Origin of the sequence: Candidatus Nitrohelix vancouverensis, from assembly GCA_015698305.1 — a bacterium.
Lineage (GTDB): Bacteria > Nitrospinota > Nitrospinia > Nitrospinales > VA-1 > Nitrohelix > Nitrohelix vancouverensis.
In genome coordinates, this window is the sequence record CP048620.1 from 1,587,487 (window position 1) to 1,611,266 (window position 23,780).

General features: G+C 51.7%; 21 protein-coding genes and 2 tRNA genes. 9 read left to right on the plus strand and 14 right to left on the minus strand.

Annotated features, from left to right (window positions below; all coding sequences use genetic code 11):
• Nucleotides 1-14: 14 nt before the first annotated feature.
• From G3M78_07480 to G3M78_07505, 6 genes are all read left to right on the plus strand, one after another.
• Nucleotides 15-839 (plus strand): ABC transporter permease subunit, encoded by an 825-nt coding sequence (locus G3M78_07480; protein QPJ65237.1) that lies wholly within the window; start codon nt 15-17, stop codon nt 837-839.
• A gap of 8 nt (nt 840-847) precedes the next feature.
• Nucleotides 848-1,606: a phosphate ABC transporter ATP-binding protein gene (locus tag G3M78_07485; GenBank protein QPJ66801.1), complete on the plus strand. Its 759-nt coding sequence runs from the start codon at nt 848-850 to the stop codon at nt 1,604-1,606.
• Nucleotides 1,607-1,630: 24 nt separating this feature from the next.
• Entirely contained in the window at nt 1,631-3,181 is a 1,551-nt protein-coding gene (locus G3M78_07490; protein QPJ65238.1) for a tetratricopeptide repeat protein, read from the plus strand.
• 26 nt (nt 3,182-3,207) lie between these two features.
• Entirely contained in the window at nt 3,208-4,467 is a 1,260-nt protein-coding gene (locus tag G3M78_07495; GenBank protein QPJ65239.1) for a hypothetical protein, read from the plus strand.
• A 136-nt stretch (nt 4,468-4,603) separates the two neighbouring features.
• A complete protein-coding gene (locus G3M78_07500; protein ID QPJ65240.1) occupies nt 4,604-5,287 on the plus strand; it encodes a TVP38/TMEM64 family protein in 684 nt (227 codons plus the stop codon).
• A gap of 93 nt (nt 5,288-5,380) precedes the next feature.
• A complete protein-coding gene (locus G3M78_07505) occupies nt 5,381-6,103 on the plus strand; it encodes a pentapeptide repeat-containing protein (protein ID QPJ65241.1) in 723 nt (240 codons plus the stop codon).
• A gap of 13 nt (nt 6,104-6,116) precedes the next feature.
• On the opposite strand, the gene G3M78_07510 is transcribed toward G3M78_07505, so the two are convergent.
• From G3M78_07510 to G3M78_07570, 13 genes are all read right to left on the minus strand, one after another.
• Nucleotides 6,117-7,115, minus strand: coding sequence for a molybdopterin-dependent oxidoreductase (locus G3M78_07510; protein ID QPJ65242.1), 999 nt, complete (start codon nt 7,113-7,115; stop codon nt 6,117-6,119).
• 97 nt (nt 7,116-7,212) lie between these two features.
• Nucleotides 7,213-8,181, minus strand: a complete 969-nt coding sequence (locus G3M78_07515) for a methyltransferase domain-containing protein (GenBank protein ID QPJ65243.1) — start codon at nt 8,179-8,181, stop codon at nt 7,213-7,215.
• A 26-nt stretch (nt 8,182-8,207) separates the two neighbouring features.
• Nucleotides 8,208-8,474, minus strand: a complete 267-nt coding sequence (locus G3M78_07520) for a zf-HC2 domain-containing protein (protein ID QPJ65244.1) — start codon at nt 8,472-8,474, stop codon at nt 8,208-8,210.
• Between the two features lie 8 nt (nt 8,475-8,482).
• Nucleotides 8,483-9,052 (minus strand): sigma-70 family RNA polymerase sigma factor, encoded by a 570-nt coding sequence (locus G3M78_07525; protein ID QPJ65245.1) that lies wholly within the window; start codon nt 9,050-9,052, stop codon nt 8,483-8,485.
• A gap of 57 nt (nt 9,053-9,109) precedes the next feature.
• On the minus strand, nt 9,110-10,081 hold the full coding sequence (locus G3M78_07530) for a DUF362 domain-containing protein (protein ID QPJ65246.1): 972 nt from the start codon (nt 10,079-10,081) through the stop codon (nt 9,110-9,112).
• 78 nt (nt 10,082-10,159) lie between these two features.
• Entirely contained in the window at nt 10,160-13,270 is a 3,111-nt protein-coding gene (gene miaA, locus G3M78_07535) for a tRNA (adenosine(37)-N6)-dimethylallyltransferase MiaA (protein ID QPJ65247.1), read from the minus strand.
• Nucleotides 13,221-13,973: a tRNA1(Val) (adenine(37)-N6)-methyltransferase gene (locus G3M78_07540; GenBank protein QPJ65248.1), complete on the minus strand. Its 753-nt coding sequence runs from the start codon at nt 13,971-13,973 to the stop codon at nt 13,221-13,223. Before G3M78_07540 ends, miaA begins: the two co-directional genes overlap by 50 nt.
• A 99-nt stretch (nt 13,974-14,072) precedes the next feature.
• Nucleotides 14,073-15,044 (minus strand): hypothetical protein, encoded by a 972-nt coding sequence (locus tag G3M78_07545; protein QPJ65249.1) that lies wholly within the window; start codon nt 15,042-15,044, stop codon nt 14,073-14,075.
• Entirely contained in the window at nt 15,041-15,991 is a 951-nt protein-coding gene (locus G3M78_07550) for a hypothetical protein (GenBank protein QPJ65250.1), read from the minus strand. Before G3M78_07550 ends, G3M78_07545 begins: the two co-directional genes overlap by 4 nt.
• Before the next feature lie 3 nt (nt 15,992-15,994).
• The gene (locus G3M78_07555) at nt 15,995-17,440 is read right to left on the minus strand and encodes a sigma-54-dependent Fis family transcriptional regulator (GenBank protein QPJ65251.1); all 1,446 of its coding nucleotides are present in this window, start codon (nt 17,438-17,440) and stop codon (nt 15,995-15,997) included.
• Nucleotides 17,441-17,449: 9 nt separating this feature from the next.
• Complete coding sequence (locus G3M78_07560) at nt 17,450-18,538, minus strand: PAS domain-containing protein (protein QPJ65252.1); 1,089 nt, start codon at nt 18,536-18,538, stop codon at nt 17,450-17,452.
• A gap of 11 nt (nt 18,539-18,549) precedes the next feature.
• Nucleotides 18,550-18,945 carry a zinc ribbon domain-containing protein gene (locus G3M78_07565; protein QPJ65253.1) on the minus strand — a complete coding sequence of 132 codons (396 nt, stop codon included), beginning with the start codon at nt 18,943-18,945 and terminating at the stop codon, nt 18,550-18,552.
• Nucleotides 18,946-19,072: 127 nt separating this feature from the next.
• Nucleotides 19,073-19,990, minus strand: coding sequence for a branched-chain amino acid transaminase (locus G3M78_07570; protein QPJ65254.1), 918 nt, complete (start codon nt 19,988-19,990; stop codon nt 19,073-19,075).
• A gap of 126 nt (nt 19,991-20,116) precedes the next feature.
• Here G3M78_07570 and G3M78_07575 point away from each other — a divergent pair.
• A tRNA-Lys gene (locus G3M78_07575) sits at nt 20,117-20,189 on the plus strand.
• Nucleotides 20,190-20,245: 56 nt separating this feature from the next.
• Nucleotides 20,246-20,323, plus strand: a tRNA-Glu gene (locus tag G3M78_07580).
• Nucleotides 20,324-20,875: 552 nt separating this feature from the next.
• On the opposite strand, the gene G3M78_07585 is transcribed toward G3M78_07580, so the two are convergent.
• The gene (locus G3M78_07585) at nt 20,876-21,961 is read right to left on the minus strand and encodes a hypothetical protein (protein ID QPJ65255.1); all 1,086 of its coding nucleotides are present in this window, start codon (nt 21,959-21,961) and stop codon (nt 20,876-20,878) included.
• Nucleotides 21,962-22,826: 865 nt separating this feature from the next.
• Between G3M78_07585 and G3M78_07590 the strand changes: the two genes are divergently transcribed.
• On the plus strand, nt 22,827-23,648 hold the full coding sequence (locus G3M78_07590) for a collagen-like protein (protein ID QPJ65256.1): 822 nt from the start codon (nt 22,827-22,829) through the stop codon (nt 23,646-23,648).
• Nucleotides 23,649-23,780 lie beyond the last annotated feature (132 nt).

The window sequence follows — 23,780 nt, forward strand, 5'->3', positions numbered from 1 at the left end:
AAACATTGGATCGCATGCTGATCGCAATAATCTTTATGTTAGCCGCAACGGGGTTGCTGGTTTTGCTGATTATTTTATCGACCGTGTTCGGCAAAGGAATGCCGGCGCTTTCTCTCGGATTTCTGACCGAGCCGTCGAGTGATTTTGGCGCCGAGGGCGGCGTGTTTTATCAAATCATTGGAACGCTGATTTTGACCGTCGGGGCATTGGCGATCGCGCTTCCCCTTGCGGTGGGGACGACCTTGTTTCAGACCGAATGTCTGCGTTCGCATCGTCTGAAAGCCGCCTTTCGCGCGGTGATTTATTCGTTGAACGCCATGCCGACCATCCTGTTCGGTCTGGCGGGTTATGTTTTGTTTGGGGTTTATTTAGGAGCCGGAGTGTCCTGGTTGACGGGCGCTCTGATATTGGGAATCATGATTCTTCCAACCATACAGGCAAGCATTCAGGAAGCCGTTGAAGGGCTTCCCGAAAAGTACCGGGAAACGGGAACCTCGTTGGGCATGACGCCCTGGGCGCTGGCGCAGAACGTGGTCCTGCCGCTATGCTGGCATGGCGCGGTGACCGGCGGATTGCTGGGGCTGGCGCGCGCGGCCGGGGAGACGGCGGCCATCATGTTCACCGCCGCCGCGTTTTCAGGCGCCACCTTCCCGCAGTCGTTTAAAGATCCGGTTCCCACTTTACAGACGCATATTCTGGTGCTGGCTCAGGACGCTTCGCAGGCGAGTTCTCTGACCAACGCCTGGGGCGCGGCATCTGTTTTATTGCTGATGGTGTTTCTATTGATCCTGTTCTCGCTTTGGGTGCGCAATCAGTTTTCCATGGAGGCCCAGCGGTGAAAGATAAAATGGTGAATCTGGAACTGAAGAACACCGAGATTACCTATAACGGAAAACCCATTTTGAAAAATCTTTGTTATGGATTTCCCGAAAACTCGATCACTTGTATTCTGGGCGCTTCCGGTTCAGGCAAGACGACCTTGTTACGCTCCCTGAGTCGCCTGAACGACCGGATACCCGGTTTCAAGGTTCGCGGGGAAGTTTGGGTCGCCGGCACGGAAATCTATTTAAACGGCGTTAACGTCTATGACTTGCGGCGCAAGGTCGGTATGATTTTTCAGTCCCCCTGCGTGTTCCCGAAAAGCATTTATGAAAATGTTATTTTTGGCTACAAATACCATCACCCTAAAAGGAAATCGGAATTCCCCGAGATCGCAGAACGCTATTTGAAAGAAACGCATCTGTGGGACGAGGTCAAGGATCGCCTGAAAAAACCCGCATCCATACTGTCTCAAGGGCAAAAGCAGAGACTGTCCATCGCCAGAACGCTGGCCCTTGAACCGGAAATCTTGCTCATGGACGAGCCGACCTCGTCGCTGGACCCGGTCTCCGTCGAGGCCTTTGAACAATTGATCTTGTCTCTCAAGGAAAAACACACCATACTGATGGCGACGCATAACATCGCGCAAACCCGAAGAATTGCAGATGAAGTGGTGTTTTTGCATGAGGGGCAAATCTGGGATCAGGGACCCTCTGCGACGTTCTTTGAAGCTACATTGAGCGCCGAGGCTCAACGGTTTCTCGAAGGGGACCGCCCCCGTATCTAGTCACCCCGTTTCCCAAACATTCCCATGTCGCCCGATTCTAAAAACAAGCCATCCTCCGGGGAAAAGATGGAGTCCCTGTCCACGCTGGGCGACGCGCTTCGTCAACAAAACCCAAACCTTGCCAGAGCGTTCGAAATTTTTCAGGATCGGGCGGAACCGGCCAATCGACTGGTTGAAGTGTTTCACGACATTCTTCCCTACGATTGGGAGGACCCTTTGCTGTTTGAGAAGGGCGTCGAGCTGACTTCCGAAGGTCGCTTCGGCGAATCCGTCGCCGTGTTCCAGCAGGTCTTGCAGAAACAGCCGGAGGCCTATCCGGCCTATCATATGCTGGGGCATGTGTTTGGATGCCAGGGCCAATTCAAAACCGAAGTTGAATATTATCGCAAGGCGTTACGCATCCGCCCGGACTATCCGCAAGCCTGGATCAACCTCGGCTCGGCTTATCAGGCCTTGGGCAAAGAGAAAAAGGCGGTCGAAGCCTTCTGTCAGGCGGCGCGCCACACGCCTGATTTTGCGCTTGCGGATTATTGGTTGACCTACACCATCGATCGCTTGCGCCGATTTCCCAAAGACCCTAGTCACCCGAAAAAAGAAACCGGTCGGAAACGTTATTTTGCCGACGCCTGTTATTTTCTGGGGCTGGCCTATGTGGAATACGCAAGCCATAACTCTGCGCGTCAGGCCTTCAAAAAAGCGGTGCGTATCGATCCTGCTTTTGCCGACGCCTTTGGTCAGTTGGGGCATCTGCATATCAAGAAAATGCGCAATCCCAAACGCGCGGAAAAATATCTTGCGAGCGCGAACCAACTGTATCTGAAACAGAATGACTTGCATCATGCGGCCTTGATCCAGGCCCTGAGAGAGAAAAAAGAGAGCGGCGCGGCGACTCCTGAAGACTGGCTTAAGGAAGGGTTGCGTTTACAGCAGAACGGACAGAATCAGGGAGCCATCGACGCCTATCGGGTTGCGGTCAATTTACAAAAGGGTTATGTCGATGCGCATTACAATCTGGGAATCGCTTTTGGCAGTCAGGTGGATATGGGTTTTCCCGTTCATCATAAGGCAATTTGGGAATTCAACCACGTCATTGAATTGAAGCGGGATTTCATCCACGCTTATACCGCGTTGGCGGCGATTTATATCAAGAAGGGCGAGCCTGAAGAAGCGATCACAGTCATTGAAAAGGGATTGGAGATCGATTCCCGGGAAGTGAACCTTTACTATTATATGGGAATCGCCCGGCAATTTTTAAGAGAGTACGATGAGGCGGCGGAAGCGCTGAAGCAGGCGGCGATCCTCAAACCGCAATCGATTCCCATCCGGTTTTACCTGGGGATGGCTCATATGGAACGGGGGCGTTATGCGGAAGCGAGCGAGGCGTTTCAGGAAACGGTGCGTCTCAAGCCGGATTTCGCCGACGGACACCATATGCTGGGCGCGATTTATCACGACAAAATTCCCGACCCGGAGAAAGCCGCGTTTCATTTGAAAAAGGCGGACCAGCTCTATGTGAAACTGGAGGAGTATTCGCGTTCCGCCCAGGTGCGTTTGTTGATCGAACAAATTACCTGATCGCCCTGCAAACTAAAGGCTCGTCAATGCCAAGCCGGATTCTGAAATTCATTGCGCTGGTTTTTTTGTCGCTTCTTCTTGAAGCTCCGTATTTTGCCCGGGCGCTTCCAACGCAGTTGTCGGCTCCTCCCGAAAATAATATCAGCGCCTCCGTCGCGGCTCAACGCGCTCTGGTTGATTCCCTCTATTATGAATTTGATCGCTGGTTCGAGATTTTCGACGAGCGCATTGCCTTTCTGGAGGCGCAACCCGAATCCAGAGATAATACAATGGAGCGGATGCGCTTTTATTTCGCGTATGCGGGCTTGCTGGGGGAAGTGTCGCACACCCTCGCCTTCACCAGTCAATACAAGATCGATTCCGTGGCCAAACCATTTTCCTATTACAGCGAGATGGCCAAGAAAACCGCGCGCGAGATCATCGATCGAGACGATGCGAGCCCGTCTGAAAAGGCGGAAGCCTATATGTACCTTGGCGGAGCGGAAGGTTATATTGCAATTTTTGAATACGGACAAGGCGATCTGGTGTCGGCGCTGATCAACGGATTGCAGGCGGATGGGCATTTGGAGAAGGCGCTGGACCTGGATTCGCGCTTTGTTGATTCCAATTTTGGACTGGGAATGTACCGTTACGGCAACAGCCGTCTGGGCGGTTTCGGCAATTTCATTCTGCAGGGCGGATCGGATTTGCGCAAAGAGGGTCTGGCTCATATTGAAACCGCGTTGAGGGAGGACGCTTCATCGCGTCCCCTGGTCTACAAGACGCTGATCTGGTTCAATATTTCCGAACAGATCAATCCGGCGAACGCGAATCTTCCTAAGGATCATGTCCTGGCGCCCCACAATCGACGCGCTCGAGTTCTGGAACTGCTGGCAGAATTCAAGTCCGCCTATTTTTCGGATCCAGCGCGCAAGGATTTCATAGGCAATAAAGAATATTTTATGATGGACGCGCTACAGGCGATGCTCGATGGAAGGTACCGCGACGGCAAGGCTGGGTTCGAAAAGGCGCTTGAAATCTGCGACTACCTCATCAAGGTAAAGAAAATGCCGATCAACCCGCAGTTGATTCGTTCCGTCAAGGCGGGAATTGAGTTTTGCGAGTTGATGCTGATGAAGCCGGATGAATCGGGCGACGCGCCTCTTTGTCTGAAGGTCTCCCAGCATCTTGATTTCCTGAAAAACGGCGGCGCCATGTTGGAATACGATTCAAAAAAAATTCAGCGCGAACTTCAGGATGTGTTTACAGAAGCCTTGAAAAAGTTTTCAAACAAGAATCATTGCTGATCTGAATGCGAATGTAAGGCCTGGGCGAGGCGCGCGACCAAAGATGCAGAGCAGGTTGCTATTATCTTTAAATTTCTGGACATGGTTCACGGACGGCTTTTTTCAGACACTCAGGTTTATCCGTTTAGAGGATTCGATGAATAAAAAAATCATACTACTGACATGCCTGACTGTTGGGGCAGGGTTGTTTTTCTACTTTGACCTGAACCAGTATTTATCACTGGACGGTCTCAAGGCGAACCGGGATCGATTGCTTGACTATTATGAACACAATGCCGTTCCGATGATTCTCGGGTTCATTGCGTTATACATTGTCGTTGTGGCGGTGTCTCTGCCAGGCGCGACGATTCTGACTTTAGGGGGAGGCGCTATATTCGGATCGGTGATGGGGACCGCAGTCGTCAACGTTGGCGCGACGATCGGAGCGACTCTGGCGTTTCTTGCGGCCCGATTTTTGTTGAGGGATTGGGTCGAAGGAAAATTCGGCGAGCGCCTGCAACCCTTCAATGCGGGATTTTCGCAAAACGCGCTCAACTATATTCTGTTTCTTCGCTTGGTTCCTTTGTTCCCTTTTTTCCTGGTCAATTTGTTGTCCGGGCTCACCCAGGTTCCGTTACGCATTTATTTTTTTGGAACGATGTTTGGCACGCTTCCCGGAACTTTTGTCTATGCGAATGCGGGATCGAGTCTGGCGTCGATCAATTCCCTGAGAGATATCGCATCGCCCGAAGTGTTGCTGTCTTTCGCTCTTCTTGGTTTGTTTGCGGTTGTTCCCGCCTTGTACCAACGTTTCAAAAAGAAGAGTCCAGCGGCTTCGTAACTCTGTCGCGCGGGCGATTTATGTTCCTTGCTTGATGCGAAATTGCCTGTACAATGAGGCTTCAGACCCTCTAGTAAGGAACGCATTTCAACCATGTCGGAAGAAGACGCCGAGCGTAGACGCATCGAAGGCAATAAAAAATATTTAAGCGATTCGAATCTCAGAGACACCTATCTGGCCGGGGCCAACCTGAGCGGCGGCCTGATACGCGGCGCCGATTTGGAGCGTTGTGATCTGAGCGACTCAAATCTGGAAGGCGCGGACCTGAGCCGCGCCAATTTGTTTCAGGCGAATCTTCAGGGCGCGAATCTGAAAAAAGCGAATTTGAGCAAAGCCAATCTGGGCGCGGCCAATTTATCCGGCGCCGATTTGACCGGAGCCATTTTGGGGAAGACCGACCTTTCGGGAGCGATCCTCAACAAAACCGTTTGCGACGAAGCGGATTTTCGTCAAGCGATCATGACGGAAGCGGAGTTCGATGAAGCCAGTTTTTGCGGCGCCAATCTGCGTAAGGTTGATTTTTCAAACACCAGCCTGAAAGGCGCGCGCATGAAAGGTTCCGATCTGAGGCGCGCCCGTTTTGCGAACGCGAAATTATTTAAAATCGATTTGAGTAAATCCGACCTGACCTCGGCGAGTTTCCTCAACGCTGATATGACGGAAGCCTATTTGAGCGGGGCGAATTTGAGCAAAGCGGATTTTTCCGGCGCCAATCTGAAGGGAACCGTCTTTCGCTACGCCATGAATATGGATAAAGAACAAATGAAATCTGCCCTCCTGGACGACCGCACCCGCCTGCCGCATTACCTGAAGTGATCTCGAAATACTATCAGAGAATTTCCACCCGGATGCGATGCACGCCGTCGACGCCGGAAGGAAAGGGGTCTCTGCTTCCATTCTCCTGCCGACCGCTGTATTGATCGGCGGCTCTCACCGAAATATCAAATTCACCGCGACTGTGGGGCGTCCAGCGATAGCTCCAGAACACCCAACTGTATGGCGACAGCGGTTTCTCGATTTCGGCGAGGAACCAGGTTCGCTCGCCGTCGGTAGACACTTGCACATACTGTATGCCGCGATCCCCGGCAAATGCGATGCCCTTGATTTCTGTGGAACGCAAAGGCAGGGCGTCTTCGTTTTGCGGGAAGTCGATTCTGGAAAAAATATGAACTCGGGCTTGTTGCGTCCAACCTTTTTTCTGCCAATAACCCTGATAGGAGCCGCGCGAAATTTCGATCTCGCGCAACCACTTCACCTGCTTGATGCCGTACAGACCGGGGATGAGCAGTCGCACGGGCATTCCGTGGTCCGGCGTTAAAGGCTGATCGTTCATGCTGTAGGCGATCATCGCTCCGGGGTGAAATCCTTTTTTCAATGGCACGCTTTCGTGATAACCGTCGTCGGCTCGCAGGATCAGACGATTGGAGAAAAAGTCGGGGTCGGCCTTTCGTAGTAATGTGGAGAGGGGAACGCCCTGCCAGTAGGCGTTGCCGAGGGCGCGGCCGCCAACAGGATTTCCGATGCAGGAAAGGGTGATCGCCTGACGCACCGAGGGCATGGCGCGAATCTCATCGAGACTCAGAGATAAGGGCTGGGACAGTCTGCCGTGGATTTTGAGACGCCAGTCGGGAGAGCGCATGACTTCGGCTTTGGGCGGACCTGAAATATCTTCGACATAAAATTCGGGAACGGGAGTGACGGGAAGCGTTTCGCGCCGCGTTTGCAAAATACGCGGTTTCATATTCGCCAGAGCTTTGAGAGGCGCGAGGGCCAGCAAGGCGAAGTCGGCCAGCAGACTTTTTAAAAATTGTTTGCGCGTCAACTGCATGGGAGCCGAGACCGCGCCTGTCCGGCGAGGTCGTAACGATTAAAATATCATCCGGCAAGGGACCGCCCTTTTGAAGGGGGCGCCTTGCCGGACGTTTTCAATTACAACAGGAATCCCCGTCCGAGGGCGCTTCGGTCTCGGGATCGGTGATCGTGAAATGGCCTGCGTAGGGAGCGTCGCCAAGAATTTTGACGGTCGCCTCATCGACCTCGACGTCTTCGCCGACGCGAAACTCCTGACCGTTGCAGACGATGCTTTCAAATGGGCCGTTGTAGGCCGCCATCAGCGAACTGCAACAGGACGATTCGCCGGGATCGGGCGCATAAGCTGTCAGCGTGTAGGAGTAAAATTTAATGCCCTCGATGATTTTCCACAAATAATCTTTTTTGAGGGAGATGCCGTGAAAGCCGATGGCGCGGGTCATGTCGATGAATTCTTTCAGGGTCATCGCGCCGGACGCGCATTCTCCCCAGAGTTCCCGGTTGTCCCGCATATGCTGAGGCGCGGCGCGATCTGAAATGATGTCCGCAATGACAAAGCGTCCGCCGGGTTTTAAAATTCGTTTGATTTCCTTGAAGACCTCGGCTTTGCTGACTGAAAGATTGAGTACGCAATTGGAGGTCACGAGGTTCGCCGCGTCGTCTTCGACGGGAATTTTCTCCAGGAAACCCTGCTTGAATTCGACGTTGCCATAGCCCAGGTTCTTCGCGACCTTTTCGGCGTTGAGACTCGCTTTTTTCAGCATCGCTTCGGTCATGTCCACGCCAATGACGCGACCGGAAGCTCCGACCAGTTTGGATGCGATGAAGCAGTCGATGCCGCCGCCAGACCCAAGATCGACCATGGTTTCTCCCTGACGCAGACCGGCGCGGTCGACGGGACTTCCGCATCCGTAAGAGATCGCACGGACTTCTTCCGGGATATGGGACAGATTACTTTCATCGTATTCAGCGGGGCAACACAAGCTGTCCTGCGCTTCGAGCGCGGCTTTCGAATAAAAATCTCGCACGTCTTCGCGTGTGACCTTGGAGTCTTCCTGCTCGTCGCAACAGCTGGATTCGGACATGACGGTATTCCTTTCAGACATAATTGTTAGGGATGATTTTTTAATTCCAGTTTGATTCGGGTCTTGGCTTCATCGGTCAGGCGACGGTCTTCGCCTGCGGGATCGTCTTCCCTGCCGATGCGATGCGCCAGGTTCCGGATGATGAGCATTTGATTGACATAAAACCGGCAAAATTTACACATCGCCAGATGAATTTTAACGCGCAGGCGCTTGCCCAGGGGAAGCGGATGGTCGAGCGATTCCGACAGCAACGGAGAGGTGTCCTCACAGGTCATTTTAAACAATTTCATCATGGCGTTCATCATAATGGGTCGCCCCGGTTTTCGAACCATTTCGCTTCAAGACAGAGTTTGAGCTGGTTGCGGGCGCGATGGAGAATGACCCACAGATTGGTCGGCTTGATATCGAATTCATTACAGATTTCAGAGGAATTCATCTGCTCCAGCTCTTTAAGTATGAATATCTTGCGAAATTTTTCGGGCAAGCCCTCCATGCAGGTTTTAAGCGCTATGGCCAGTTGAGCGTTTTCAGTCGCTTTCTCCGGGTCCAGTCCCCAGTCTTTTGGGAAAATTTTCCAGTGACCGGAGGCGTCGTATTCGATCGGGTCGGAAGCATCTTCCGCCGACAGGTCGAATCCTTGCAGGCGTTTGGACTGCCGGAAATGATCCATGATCTTGTGTTTCATGATACCAAAGAGCCAGCTCTTTTCCGTCGATTTACCGGCGAAATTATCCTGCGCCTGCAAAGCCGCGAGCAGAGTCGTCTGGACAATTTCTTCCGCCGTGTCCGGATTTTTAACGCGGACGAGGGCGTAGCGATACATCATGTCGCCGTAACGGTCGACCCAGTGTTCGCTATCTAGTTGCGGCATCGCATCGCATGGAATCTTTAGATGGCGTCAGCGCTGGAGTGGATAGGTCAAGACGCATTATGCCGGTCCGCTTTTTGCCCATCGTTCTTTGAACGCCAATTCGACAAACTGTTTGAAACAGGATTTTGCCAGGCGGAGCGGATTGAAGGATATATCGAGGGGACGATCGGCCAGTTTGAAATCTTCAGCGCGTAAAAGTTGCAGGTCGGTTTCTCCGACGAGTTGAATCTGAGCCATGTCTGCCTGGCCGAACTTGAGTTGTTCGGCGGCCGTCAAAACATACATGCGTTCCAGGGGAACCGGTAAAATTTCCGTCATGACTCGATCTACCGCAGTCTGGTCGCGGCCCGCGCAGACGACGCCGAGCGGGAAAGGCGTTCCGTTCATCGGGCCGTTGCCCTGCATGGCCTGAACGCCGTCGACCACGGTCAGGGTCGGGTTCACCTTTTGCGCGATTTCAACCAGCATGCGCCCGAATTTGACCTTGTCGTTTTGAACGAGGCAATGCAGTACGGGTTTGCGTTTGCCAATCACCAGACCGAACAGATTTTTTATGGAGAGCGTCACCGTCATCTGCCGGTGCGATTTTACTTTGGGCAGATTCACGACATGATCGTAGTCGTCGAGGCAACCGGCGATTTTAAGGTGCGGAATTTTTTCGAGCGATTCAAAATCAGTCGGGCGCGATAGCGGAGTGATTTGGGCGCCATAAGTTTTGACCAGCGGTTCATATCCGGCCTGGCGGGCCACAAAATTCAGGCTTCCCATTGCCGGACTGTCTGAAATGGTGATACTGCGGACGCCAAAATCTTTCAGGACCCGGCACATGGCTTCGAGAATGACCGGGTGGGTGGTCACGCATTGTTCCGGCGTTGCCGAGCGCAGTAAATTGGGCTTCAACAAGACCCGGTCCCCGGGTTTGAAGGGAGAAGCGTCGGGGAACAGTCGGTCCACGCTATCTCGAATGAAGCATTCAATTGCGTTCAGATCGTAATCGGCCTGTTTTTTTAATACGACTTTAGATTTCATGAGCGTCTCTTGGGAAAAGTAAATTATACGACTTTCAGGCTAAAAAAACAAAAGAACATCCCCCCGATCCGGCGTGGCTCAGCGGCCGTAGAGATTTTCATAGATCCAGTAGTTGCGCAGGACTTTTTTTACATAACCCCGGGTTTCAGGATAAGGAATGGACTCGATAAAAACGTCGGGGTCTTCGATATGCTTGAAGCGTTTCAGCCATTTTTTCAGGGCCGAGGGTCCGGCGTTGTAAGAAATGAGCAAGTGCGCCCGGTTGTCGCCAATGGTGTCTTGTAGTTTGCGTAGATAAGCGATGCCGAGGGAAATATTGATCCCCGGTTCGAACAGGTCTTCCTCGCTCTCAAAAGTTACCGAAACATTTTTATAGGTTTTGATCCTGCGCCCGGTTGCGGGCATGATCTGCATCAAGCCGCGAGCGCCGGCGCTGGAAAGCGCGTCGGCTTCAAAAAGACTTTCCTGTTTTATCAGGCCCTGTACAAAAAACGGATCGACTTTCAATTGTGTCGCCTGAGTCTGGATGATTCTATCGAAGGCGGAAGGGTAATAGGTGGTCCAGAAAATACGAGGCAATTCCTTTTCATCTTCTTTGCCCTTGAAGTTGCGATACAGTTGAAGCAGTCGCACCGCAGAGGAGTAGGAGCCAGCCTGATTGTATAGCTGTGATAACCAAAGAACGCCGGAATAGTTTTTACGAATGGACCCGTCAATTTGCTTCAATTCTCTTTCGGCGAATGGGTAGAGGCCGAGTCCGATCATCTCTCGGGCGCGGTCGAGATGATATTGGGAGTTCTTGGAGATGGAAGGCGATGTTGCGTCCAGCGGACCCTTCGATTCCCGGGGCTTCAATTTTGCGGCGTTCGGGTCGATGGATGTCAACAGTTCCTTGCCGCGCAAGCCGTAATAGGTGTAGGGGTAGTTTTCAAAAGCGCTTTGAAAACGTTTTCGAGCTTGCTCTTTATCGCCCAGCTTATATGCGGCCTTGGCGCTCCAGAACAGATTGTCTTCAGAAGCGATGTCGGATGGAAAGCGCCGCGCATTTTCAGCGAATTGTTCATAGGCGCTTTTGTAGTCGCCGTTGAGGTAGTGAATCCAGCCCATGCGCCAGGCGCAGACCTGGCCTTCTGTTTTGCTGGGGTAATTTTCCGCGACATAGCGGAATTGTTCGAGCGCTGATTTGAAATCTTTTCGTTCCTCATACATTCGTCCCTTGATGTAACGCGCCTGAACCGCCCAGTCGTCTCTGGGATGTTCTTTAATGACCGAGTCGAAATATGCCATCGCTTTGTTGTTCTTGCCCAGATTCCAAAGATGGCGTCCGGTTTGATACTTCGCTTCGGGGACTCTCTTGTGCTCAGGATAGCGTTTCAAGAAAGACTCAAGCGTGGCGACGGCTTGCGTGCGGTCCCTCAACCCGGCGTGCGCGGTCGCCAGATAGAAATAAAATTTTCCAGGAAGCGGACCCTGGTCTTTCATGAGCCGATTGAGTTCGCCGATGACCTGGGCGTAGCGTACTTCTTTAAGGAGACCTTTGGTGCGCGTGGCCCATTCCTCTTCGCTGAGGATTTTCTTTATGATCTTGCCTTCCAGCTCGTAGCGCGCTTTCTGCGTTTCGGCTTCTGCAGAGAGGGGGGTTGCTGGATGGTGAATGAAAAAATAGGAATAAGTTTCGTAGGCGAGTTGATGCTTGCCGCTTGCCTGCAAGAGTCGGGCTTTTTGAAAGATCGACTCCTCCAGCAGTTCGCGATCCGAGTCGGTGGATGCTTTTTGCTCCAGAGACTGGATGAGTTTTTCCAGATGTTCGACGGCGGTTATCGTTTGACCGGATCGTTCAAGCGCATGGGCTTGTAAACTTTGGGACTCGTGATAGAGAACGCTTTGAGGAAACCGGTTCGCGATCTGCTGGGTTTGCAAAATCGCCTCTTTGAATTGCTTGCGCGTCAGAAGCAGCTGGGCCATATCCATGCGAATATAGTCTTCAATTTCAGGATAGACCTCGATCAATTGGTTCAGTTCGGCTTCCAGCGCGTCGAGAGACTTTTCGGAAGCGCCGTTTAGCGTTGCGGATTGAATGCGAGCCTGCAAATAACGCGTTTGCTTGTCCTGCTGGCCTTGCAGGTTCTTGAGGAGTTTCGAAGCCTGATCCCATTGCTGATGGTTGATTTTTCTCCCGATTTGTTGCAGAGCCGTTTCTTCCGCCTCGACGGGCGCCGGGGCAAACACGCACAGGAACGCGGCGACCAGAAATGACGCCAGCGCGGCGTTCAAATGTCGTGAAATTTTATCGCGCAAGGATTCGGCGTTATCGTCGGGCGTGGCGGGTATCGGGATCGCTCCGGGGATTTTTTTGAACCAGGTGGTCTGGCGTTTGGCGTAGCGTCGGGTTTCCTGCTTGATCTTGTCGACGGCGTCGGAGAGGGAACATTGCCCCTCAAGATGTTCCGCCAATTGCGCGTAACCGATGCTCTTGAAGGGTTTCAAATGCGCGCCCCATCCCTTGCGTTTCAAGGATTTCACTTCTTCCAGAAGACCGGCGTCCATCATTGTATCGACTCTCTTGTTGATGTTGGCGTAGAGGAGGGTTCGCTCCCATTGCAGGAGGAAGGTGTGGATCGGAAAATCATGTCTCGACGGAGTTTCTTCCTGCTGATGAAATTCGGAAAGAGGTCGCTGGCTTTGGTAATAGACGCAGAGCGCTCGTTCGATGCGTTGCGGGTCCGTGGGTTTGATTTTTTCCGCAGACACCGGATCGACCTTCTTCAACTCAAGGTGCAGTTCCGGCGCGCCGCGTTCGACGATTTGGTTTTTGATTCGTTGTTTGAGTTCCGGGTCGATCTGAACTCCGCAGTCGAAGTCTTCCGTCAGGGTCTTGATATAAAGTCCGGCGCCTCCCGAGAGGATTGGCGTACAGCCGCGTTGATGCAAGTTTTCAATGATGCGCATGGCTTCGATTTTAAAATCGAACGCGGAGAATTCTTCATCCGGTTCGAGAATGTCGATGAGATGGTGCGGAACCCGCGCCCTCAGTGAAGCGGCGGGCTTGGCGGTGCCGATGTCAAAATATTTGTAGATCTGAAGCGAATCTGCGTTGACGACCTCGCTCTGCAACATCTCTGCAAGGGCGACGGCGGTTTCAGTCTTCCCGGACCCGGTCGGGCCGGCCAGTATGATTAAAGGAGGCATAAATGCGTTCCATGGACAAGGTGTATTGGTTTGCTGATTCATAAACATAAAGCGGAGGTTCCACCACGCACTCTGTCTTTTTACCCAGCACGGCCTGGGCTAGAAAAATTTTAGCGGGCGCCGAAGAGTTGCCATGGATGAACCACAGTCGTTTGGGGTGAAGCTCGCGCGCCGTCATTGCATTCAAGGTTTCCGTGAGCCGACTTGGCGGGTAGGCGACGGTCAGCGTTCCGCCCTTTTTCAGTAGCGTTTCAGACAGAGCGCATAGCGTCTCCAGGTTGAGTTTCAACTCGTGCCGGGCAAGGGCTTTCTCGGAGTTGGGATTGAGCCGCCCGGTGTTGACTTTCCGATAGGGTGGATTGGAAACGATGTGTTCAAACTTGGCGCTCCCAGCGCTTTCAGCAAAGTCAGCAATGTCTTGATTGATGATCGTAACGCGATCTCGCAAGCCGCTTCGTTCAATATTATCAGACGCCAGCGTTGCCAGCGAGGTCTGCAATTCCACTCCGGTGACGCGCGCCTGCGGATGTCGGGAGGCGATGAGTAGTGGAATGATTCCGCAACCCGTGCCGATGTCGAGCGTTCGGTCCTCTGGTTCCAGAGCGAGGAAGTGAGCGAGCAGAAAGGGTTCGATGGAATATCGATACCCTTCGGAGCTTTGCTGGATCTGAAATGGGCGAGCGGGGAAAAGCGAAAGGGTCATGCAAGGTTCCTTGGCAAGCATATTGTTCTTATGAATTTTACATGAAGCCCGTTGCGACGGCAAGGCGCGCCGTCGTTCTGTCGATGGCTTGATCGGAGCTTAATGTGAAAAGGGCCAAAAACGAAGTTTGGGCGGCGATAACAGGACGGCGATTTTATCCCCCTCGTACACGAGCGGCAATTTGCGCAAGGACACTAAAAGGCCATCGCCTGGAGCGACGATGCTTTCCAGCGTCTCCCCGGTGTAGGGGTGACGAACGTTTCCGAGGACCTGGTCTTTTTCAAGTCGCGCCCCGGGTTGGACGGTGGGAATGAACAGTCCGGGCTGTTTGCTGGAGACGATGGTTTCGCATTGTTTTGGAAATATCAGGGTTTCGCGTTTGTTGCTCGCGTGGGTCGAGTGGGTCACAATTTCCAGAGCCATGAGCAGATCAATGAGAGCCTGAAAGGCGAGGTCGCAATAGCGGGTCGATATGCGCCCGCGTTCTCCGCCGCAAAAGATGAGCGCGGGCGTTTGCCGTTCCGTCCAGTGATGAAAAAAACGCGCCTTGAAGGAGGTCGGCGTTTTGATCTTACGCAGGAGGGGGAAAGACGTGGCGCGGGCCATTTTCTTTTCAATGCGGCGTAACGACATGCATTGCAGGTGCGGGTGCGATTCGAAATGCCGCGCCTCAGAACCGAGCAGAACTCCATAAGTGGAATGGAAGGTGGCCTCGTACACGGCGCGGGCGTAGCGTTCTTCCGGTTCCCCGGCGTCGTTGCCGGGGAAGGACATGTCGGCGTCCAGTCCGTCCGAAGGCCAGACCGGGCTTCCGGTTTCGAAGGCGTTGGGGTTGACGGTGGGGAATAGCTGGATTTTTTCCCGTATCTGGTAGGGCGATTCCGGGTTGCTTTCGATCTGGTCGAGAAAGGCAATCAAGCGCGATGAAATTTCTATGGCGTTGAAATCATCGCCATGCAGTCCGCCGACGATGGACAGGGTTTCTTCGGCGTCCGTACCGGTCCATTCGAATTGGTAGAAATCCGTATCCGGCCCCAGGGGCGATGGAATGGAAAGGAGTTTGCGTTTCATTCGGATTTCCTGGCGATGCGCGCGAGCGGCGCGCCGAGGCGCGTCAAGGGATGTTCGCGCAAAGTGAAAACGCGACCGGACTCCGGGGCGATGACGGACTCGCAGATCCCCAGCGCGGGGTCTCTCAATTCTCCTATGCGATCGCCTTTTCGGATCGGGTCGCCGAGTTTTATGCCTGCGACGAACAGGCCGGGTCGTTCCGCCTGAACGAGAGCGACGTCGCGCGGTCTGAGCGTTTGCGGCGTTTTAACGGTCGGCGGGGAGGGCAGATTCAAGGCTCCCGTTGTGTGAAGGAAATTGAGCAGTCCATCCAGAGCCTGCTGACAAAAATCAGGATGGATGCGCAGTCCAATTCCGGTTTCAATCACCAGCGTGGGAATTTGCAGTCGGTTCAGATTGAAGCCCAGAGTCGATTCATAAACCGGACCGAGCGGGTGAATCCACACGACGTCCATATTGCAATGCAGGGCCAGAGGGAGCAGGGTCTTTTCCTGTCCGTGGATGATGCGTATCTGCGGAAGCTCGGACAAATGCAGGTTGCTGGCGTGTATGTCAAAAGCGAAATCGGAGTGACGCCCGATGTCTTCCAGGAGCGCGCCCGCAATCCGGGCCGGAATCGAGTCGCGCGATTCGGAATCGAATTGACGATTCAGGTCGATCGCAGAATAGGGATCGACGCGCTCTCCGCATTCGATGGCCTGTGGGTTGACTGCGGGGTATATATGAATAGAACCGGTGAATGCCTCGGGTCGGGACTGCCACAGCTCGCGCAGGTGATGGATCAGCAGATCGCAGATGTAGACGCCGTCGTATTCATTGCCGTGCAGTCCTGCGACGATGGAAACCCCGGGGCCTTTGGATTTGCTTTGGGGCTTGAAACTGATGCGCTGGATATCGTGCTGAAGGCCCAGAGGCGAGCGAAATGAAAAGAGAGTGTTGGTTTGCATGCACTACTTGTCCTGCTGGGTTTTTCGTGATCGCGCCTCCAGATCAAGGGCGTCGATTTTCTTTTTCAGCGTGTTGCGATTGATGCCGAGCGCTTTGGCGGCGGCGATCTGTTTTCCGGAAAACTCTGAAAGGAGAATTTTGAAGAGCTGTTTTTCCGTGAGCTGTATCAGGTCTTCGTGGAGACGACCGTCGTGACGCCTTCGATTGACAACGAGATAATCTTTCACAAGGGCGTGTAATTTATCTTCCCAGACCAGATCAAAACTGGATTCGGCGGAGCCGGTCTCCGTGAGCGATTGCGGCAAATGTTCTTTCAGAATGGGGCCGCTGGAGGCGAGCACCATCGCGCTTTTGCAAACGTTCTCCAGTTCGCGAATGTTTCCCGGCCAGATATGGTTCTGGATCAATTGCTCGGCTTCCGGCGAAAGGTAGACCGGGCCGCGAGTCAGTTCCGGCGCGAAGCTGTCGATGAAATGCTGGGCAAGCAGAAGAATATCCTCGCGCCTTTCGCGCAGGGGCGGCAGGTGAATGTTGACGACGTTCAAGCGATGGTAGAGGTCTTCGCGGAAGCGTTTTTGCGCGATCATCTCCAGCAGGTTCTGGTTGGTTGCGGCGAGAATACGGACATTGGCGCGCAGGGGGGTTTTGCCGCCGACGCGATAATATTCCTTGTCCTGCAAAACCCGCAGAATTTTTGCCTGAAGCGCGGGTTCCATGTCGCCGATTTCATCGAGAAAGAGCGAACCGCCCTCCGCCAGTTCGAATTTGCCTTCCTTGGTTTCGGAGGCCCCGGTGAACGATCCCTTTTCGTGACCGAACAATTCCGATTCGAGCAGTTCGCGCGAGATGGCGGCGCAGTTGATGCCGATGAAAGGTTGTTCTGTGCGCTGGGAGAATTGATGCAGGGCGTGCGCGACCAGTTCCTTGCCCGAGCCGCTCTCTCCGGTAATGAGCGCGGGTAGCCCGGACTCTGCAGATTTGCCGATGATCTTGAAAATCTCCTGCATTTTTTTGCTCTTGCCGACGATCGCGCCGCCCATGTTTTTAGGCGTCGACTCCTGCTCTCCCTGCGGTCGTTCGATCTGGCGGGTTTCCGCAATTCGTTGCACGAGGCTGTAAATTTCATTCAGGTCGAAAGGCTTGCTGATGTAGTCGTAAGCGCCCAGGCGCATGGCTTCGATGGTGTTGTTCATCGTGTCCTGCGCCGTCATCATGACGATGGGGATTTCCGGGCGAGTCTCTTTGGCATTGTTGAGGAATTCGAGTCCGCTCATGCCCTCCATGAAGATGTCTGAGAAAATCAGCAGGTAAGGCGTTTCGGACAGCGCGGTCAGCGCGTCTTCGCCGCTGGAGGCGGTGTGAACCTCGTAGCCCTTTTTTTCAAGGGCGACTTTGAGCACGCGGCGGATGGAATCTTCGTCGTCTACGATCAGGATGGTCTCGTTCATGCGCCTATCCTAGCATTTCTGATGGATGGGAAGGAACACCTGAAAAGAGGTTCCCTCGTTTTTATTGGATGCGACTTTGATCTTGCCGTTGTGTTTCTCAATGATTTTTAAAGACAGCGCCAGCCCGAGTCCGCTTCCCTTGCTCTTGGTGGTGAAAAAGGGAGTGAACAGATTGTCGAGTTGACGGCTTTCCATGCCGCAGCCGGAGTCTGTGATTTCGATGACGATGAATTGTTGCGAGGCTTTTTGCTCGGGATCCGTCGCGGCGTAGCTGGAGACGTAGCGCGTGCCCAGTTTGAGCTTCCCTCCTTCGGGCATCGCTTCCCTGGAATTTTTTATCAGATTGAGAAACACCTGCTTGAGCTGATCGGGGTCGGCGTCAATGCTGGGCAGGCTGGGGTCGTATTCCTGGGCGAGATGGATGGACTGCTTCGAAAGCAATTCTTTTTCGAGAGTCAGGATTTCGTCGAGAACCCGGTGGATATTGGTCGTTACAACGCTTAGATGGCGATCCTGTGAGAAGTCCATCATGCGTTTGATGATGCGGTCCATGCGGTCGACTTCGGACACGATCACTTCAAAGAGCTGGCTTTGCTGGCTGTTCTGGAATTCCGATAGCAGGAGTTGCGCGGAGACTTTGATGCTTCCCAGCGGATTGCGTATCTCGTGCGCCATGCCGAGCGTGAGCGCTTCGGCGGTGGACAATTTGTCGAAGGGTTTGCGGCTGGTTTCGATATCTTTTTGAAAGCTCAGATCCTTGATGAGGGCGACGGCGCCGATGCCGCTTCCCGCGTCGTCGAACAAGGGGGACAGGGTGATCCCCGCTGGGAAAGGCGATGCGTCATGGTTGCGGTAGCCGACGCTTTCCAGATCCTGATAGGTGGCGCCGGATTCCAGAGTCGCGCGCATTTTTTTGGAAAGGTCTTCGTCGTCCGGGAACAGATCGGAGAAGGGGCGGCCTTTCAAACTCTCGCCAGAGCGGTAGAACATTTCTTCAAGCGCGAGATTGCTCTCGATGATATTGAAGCGAGGATCGATGAGGAGAACGCCGTGAATGAGAGACGCAAACAGATTTTTGAATAAGTCTGCGTTTCCCATAGGCGACCGATCTATTTGGAAGCCTTCGCTTTTTTAGTCTTGCCGCCGGAATAGGGGTTTTTAGCCGCAGGTTTCTTGGGAGCGGGCTTGGGCTTTGTGGCGGCGGGGGCAGGCGCCGATTCCGTTTTGCCGCCGTTCGTGTCGCCGGACGTGGCCGCCGGGGCCGGAGCGGTCTCCGTCGCGCCGCCGTTGGATTCGTTATCCCAGCCTTTTTTCCTGTTTTCGGAAGGATAGTCGGTGGCGTACCAGCCGCTTCCCTTGAGGATGAAGCCTGTGGCGGAAACCAGACGCTCGACTTTGCCGCCGCATTTGGGGTCTTCGCATTTCTTTATGGGCTTGGCGGAAATGGACTGCATGACTTCAAACGCGCCGCCGCATTTTTCGCATTGGTATTCATAGATGGGCATGGACTGCACACTCCTTTAATTATTTAACAGGGCCAAAACTGGGTCTTCAATAAACCCTAAATAATATCTGGATACCAGAATGGCAAGTTTTCGGGGAAAAATGTTTGCAGGATCAGATCGTTGTTGGCTAAACCGTGGCGAGCCATTTCTCGAAACCGGGAACCTGGCCTTTGACAATTTCAAAAAAGGATTTCTGAATCTTATCCGTCATGGGGCCTTTTTTACCCGAACCGATCAGGCGCCCATCGACTTCTCTAACGGGTGTGATCTCGGCGGCGGTTCCTGTCAGGAAAATTTCATCGGCGATGTACAGCTCGTCGCGCGTCACCGGTTCTTCCGTCAGCTCGTAACCGTGCAGTTTGCAAATTTCCGTTACCGCGTCGCGGGTGATGCCCGCCAGATTGGAACAGGACAGCGGCGGCGTTTTGATTTTGCCTTTTCGGACGAGAAACACGTTCTCGCCGGAACCCTCGGAAACCAGTCCGCCGGGTTCGAGCAGAATCGCCTCGTCGTAGCCGTCGCGCACCGCCTCCGCCTTCGCCAGAATCGAATTGATGTAATAACCGCAAGCCTTGGCGCGCGTCATGGTGATGTTGACATGATGCCGCGTGAAGGAAGACACGCGAACGCGAATGCCCTTGTTCAACCCGTCGTCGCCCAGATAAGCGCCCCAGGGCCAGGCGGCAATGGCGACGCGAACGTCCACGCCCTCGGGATTGAGGCCCATTTTGTTGCTCCCCAGGAAGATGATGGGGCGGATGTAACATTCCTCTAGCTGATTCTCGCGAACCACGGAAAGCGTAGCGTCCGTCAAGTCTTTGGGGCTGTATGGGACCTCCATACCGAGGATTTTAGCCGAGGCAAAGAGTCGTTCTATATGTTCGTCGAGACGAAAGATGGCAGACGTCCCGTTTTGCGTTCGATAACAGCGGATGCCTTCAAAAACGCCCATTCCGTAATGAAGCGTGTGCGTGAGAACATGCACATTCGCCTCATGCCAGGGGACGAGTTTGCCGTCCATCCAGATCCATTCAGATTTTTCCACGTGGTGAAACCTTTGAAATTGAGAGATAGGAATGCTGTTTCGATTTTATGGAGCAATTAAGATAAAATCAAGTCAATAAATGAATTGACAAGCCTTTTTGAGTTTGATAGCTTAGCTCTCTTTTGCGGGCCGCTAGCTCAGTTGGTAGAGCAACGCCCTTTTAAGGCGTGGGTCGAAGGTTCGAGTCCTTCGCGGCTCACTTTTCCTGCCTTTTGGAAATTCCGTAAAAGAATTTTTGAATTGATAAAAATTGATGTCCCCATCGTCTAGCCTGGCCCAGGACACCGGCCTTTCACGCCGGCGACGCGGGTTCGAATCCCGCTGGGGACGCCAATTTATCAATCCCGGCCAAGTCCTTGAGATATCAAAGAATTTTGTCGGTTCGAAACCTGTCCCCTATAAGACACCATTTTAATTCACTCTCTTACCAATTGGCTAAAAGCTAGGCGGTGTGTGGGATTCCAGCGGTTCAAAAAATTTCGGTTAGAAGGAAATAGCAGACGTGGCCCGGATCAATCGATCTGACAGCTAGGGTTATGCAATAATGCTTATTGGGTGAAGCAGACGTTCCAATTTCTTGGTCGACTTTCTCCATCCGACCCAAAGCGGACATTGAAACCACCTGTATAATTCGATTACCAATTCTTCTGTTTTCCTGCAACAACTCCTCCGCCACCCGCATGAAAACGGAACTTCTGTAAAATAATTTTGGCGATATTTTTTTCTTAAATTACTGTGAGAATGATTATGCAGAAATTAACTTACAGTCAATAGTCTCGTGATATTTTTCATTAGTCCTTATGCCCCGTAGGGGTATGATCCCTTTATTTGGGAGGGAATCGAGGTGATGGGGGTTAATATGTTTTGGCCCAGACACAGTTAGGTTCATACAATTGGTGGTCTAGGGCTTCTTCCAAGAAGTTTTGATCTAAGTGCTACATATATAGCCTCAGCATCTTTATATTCTTTCTCATTTAATATGGACCAGGGACGATCTCGGACATGGCGGCCAGGGTGGACAAAATTACGCATAGAGCGCAAAACATTTGCCAAAACATCCGGTTTGAATTGCATTCCAATAGGTGAAGTTAATTTAGGTAGCCAGTTAGCGTTAAGGCAGGTTTCTATAAGCGTTTCAAAGTTCCATTTGGTGGGGTCGTCTGCAATTTTAGAACTAGGCTGTTTTCGTTTTGGAAGAGTGCTTGCAATGAGGACTGCTTTCTTTTTGGAACGAAGACAGCGAATAATAAAGAGACCTTCTAGGCCTGCCCCTAGTATTGTTATTGCTGCAGTGTAAGCTTTAGCCGAAGCTGCTCTGTGGGCTTCTTCTTCGTACTGGAAAACAATGTCTTTTAAAGCGAGGCCAGTTTGGTCCTTATGAAACATCGAACGTCGGCCTCTCTCACGTAATTCCTCAAATTCACTGGGGTTCTGCTCCTTTAAATCAGCAAGATCATTTAAGCCACACTTTCGCATCATCTCTAAAAAGTGGTTATCCAAAAAAGTGTCATATTGCTGACTCAATTTTTGATAAGGCAGCGGAGCCTGGTCAATTGGCCAATATTCATCGGATTTGAGGCCGTGTTCTTTTTCAATCTTTCTCATTGCAGTTGAAATTTTTTCTAAATCCTTCTGATATTTTCCATCTAGACAACAACTTTCATGGAGGCGTTCAATGGGAAATGTTCCAAAAAATACGAATTGTTGGTAGGTCAATAAACCTGAAGCATAAAGTGCTTTGGCTAGATTGACAGATTCTTCTACTGCTTCCGGATTTTTCCAATCAGGTTTTTTGGGGTTATTTTTATTTTCGAATATTTTTTTAGCCAGTTCCGAACGGTGAATATCATTTAGAACACGATTTTCCAGTCGCTCTAGTGCATTGATAAATGCCTTTGGTGTGGCAATATATTTTCGCTTTTTTTTAAGTGGTTTTAATAATATGCGCTTGATTTCTTCATCTGTGGTCATCGTAGAAACCCCAAACCAATAGAATTAATTTAAAACTTAGTCTTCCGATTCAAGTCTATATAGTGGCCTTTACTCTGTCAACGAAATCCAAGTTTATAAGTCATTGCTAGAAGCCGACGGCGACTGAAGGGATCAAATCGCTGTTTGTTTGAAACAAAGTGGTCACCCAATTCGATCAAGGTTTGGGGGAATATACAGAGCTTAAATGTACGTCCGCTATCGGTCGAAAGCTGAATTCTGGATTAGCTACTGAGTGTCCGCTATGTATGTCATATTCATTTAATCTCGAAAAGCTGTTTCCCATTCTTCCAAAGCTCAAAGAACTGGTTCGAAGTTTCTGACATTGAGGGTGCCAATTTATCAATCCCTCCCTTCTTTCAAAATCCCGCATAGAAAATCCATTTTCCTGTTCGAAATCTCTCCCATTAACATTCCCCCTCGCAAAAATGTTCTACCAATTCGAATGAAAGCTTGGTGTGTTGTGCAATTTCCGAAGTTCTGAAAATTTTCTTTTAGAAAGTTAAGGGTGCAAACGCAGGTCTTTAGATTTCGGGTGGATTGTCGGCTTCCGATGCAAATTATTCTTTATCAAAATACTTATTAAGTAATCAGGATAATATTTTTGAGGGGGCGAATTTTTTTCAAGTTGCTCTGACGAGTGGCGCTTATATTGGAAAACATTGCAAAACCGTTGAATAGTCTGGTTAATGAAAGCCCTTCCCCTAAAAGATTGAATTCAAAAAAATATTATAATAGTGTTACTTGAATATTTTTTCTGAGTTAAAAGTTGCATTCAACTTTTAAATTTCAAGATTGTCGTTCTAAAATATCTTCTGCGAATCCAATTCTAAATGAGGCAAGGATTATGATACGCCTACCAGCGCTTGCATCTCTTTTTACAATTCTGTTTTTCATTTTTAGTTTAACGGGCAATCTGATTACTGCTGATCCCGTTTTAACAAACGTTGCGTTTGCGCAGGACAAGACGGATGGCAAGAACAAAAACAGCCAGAAGAAACAGAGGAAAAAGAAAAGGGACGACGACAAAGATAAAGATACTGACAGCAACGGCATCCCTGGACAAATCAGAAATCTTCAAAACCAGATCAATGCATTGCAAATTGAACTCGATAATATTCAGATAAGCGCCGGTCCGCAGGGCGATCCCGGACCGCAGGGCCCGGCAGGTCCCCCAGGCTCGGCAGGGCCACAAGGTCCAGCAGGCGCCGACGGTCAGGATGGTGCAGAGGGTCCACAGGGCCCCATTGGTTTGCAAGGTCCGCAAGGGGAAATGGGCCCCCCGGGTCCTCCGGGTCCTTCAGGTTCCGGAGGCACAGGTCTTACTTATGTGTCCGAGAAACCCAATCTTATATTTATTCCGCCTGCAAACACCGGGGTTTTTGTAGACGTTCCCCAGCGAGCGTTGGATTACAGCAAGCATTCCAGCTCTTCCATATTGCGAATCAGCTATCACGATTTTTTCTTTTTGCGAGGTTTTCAGTCGACCACCATATTAAACATGCGGTTTATTCTGAAAGATCTTGCTAGTGGGGCGGAGATCGTTCTCCCTAACGAACCTTTATTTATCCAACGTATGGTTCAACATTTGAGCGGCTCTTCTTTTACCACGGAAACAGGGGCCACGAACCTTCCATTTTATTTTGGATCCACAGCTGTTAGGCATTAACGCGTCGTATCTTGCAACGGGGAATTACAGCCTTCGGATTCAAAGTCATGAAGATAATTTTAACGGCAACTTCCAAAGCGCCAGCATCGGGAATTCCGAGGTGCCATTCCTGATTCAGGTGGAGGAGATCGA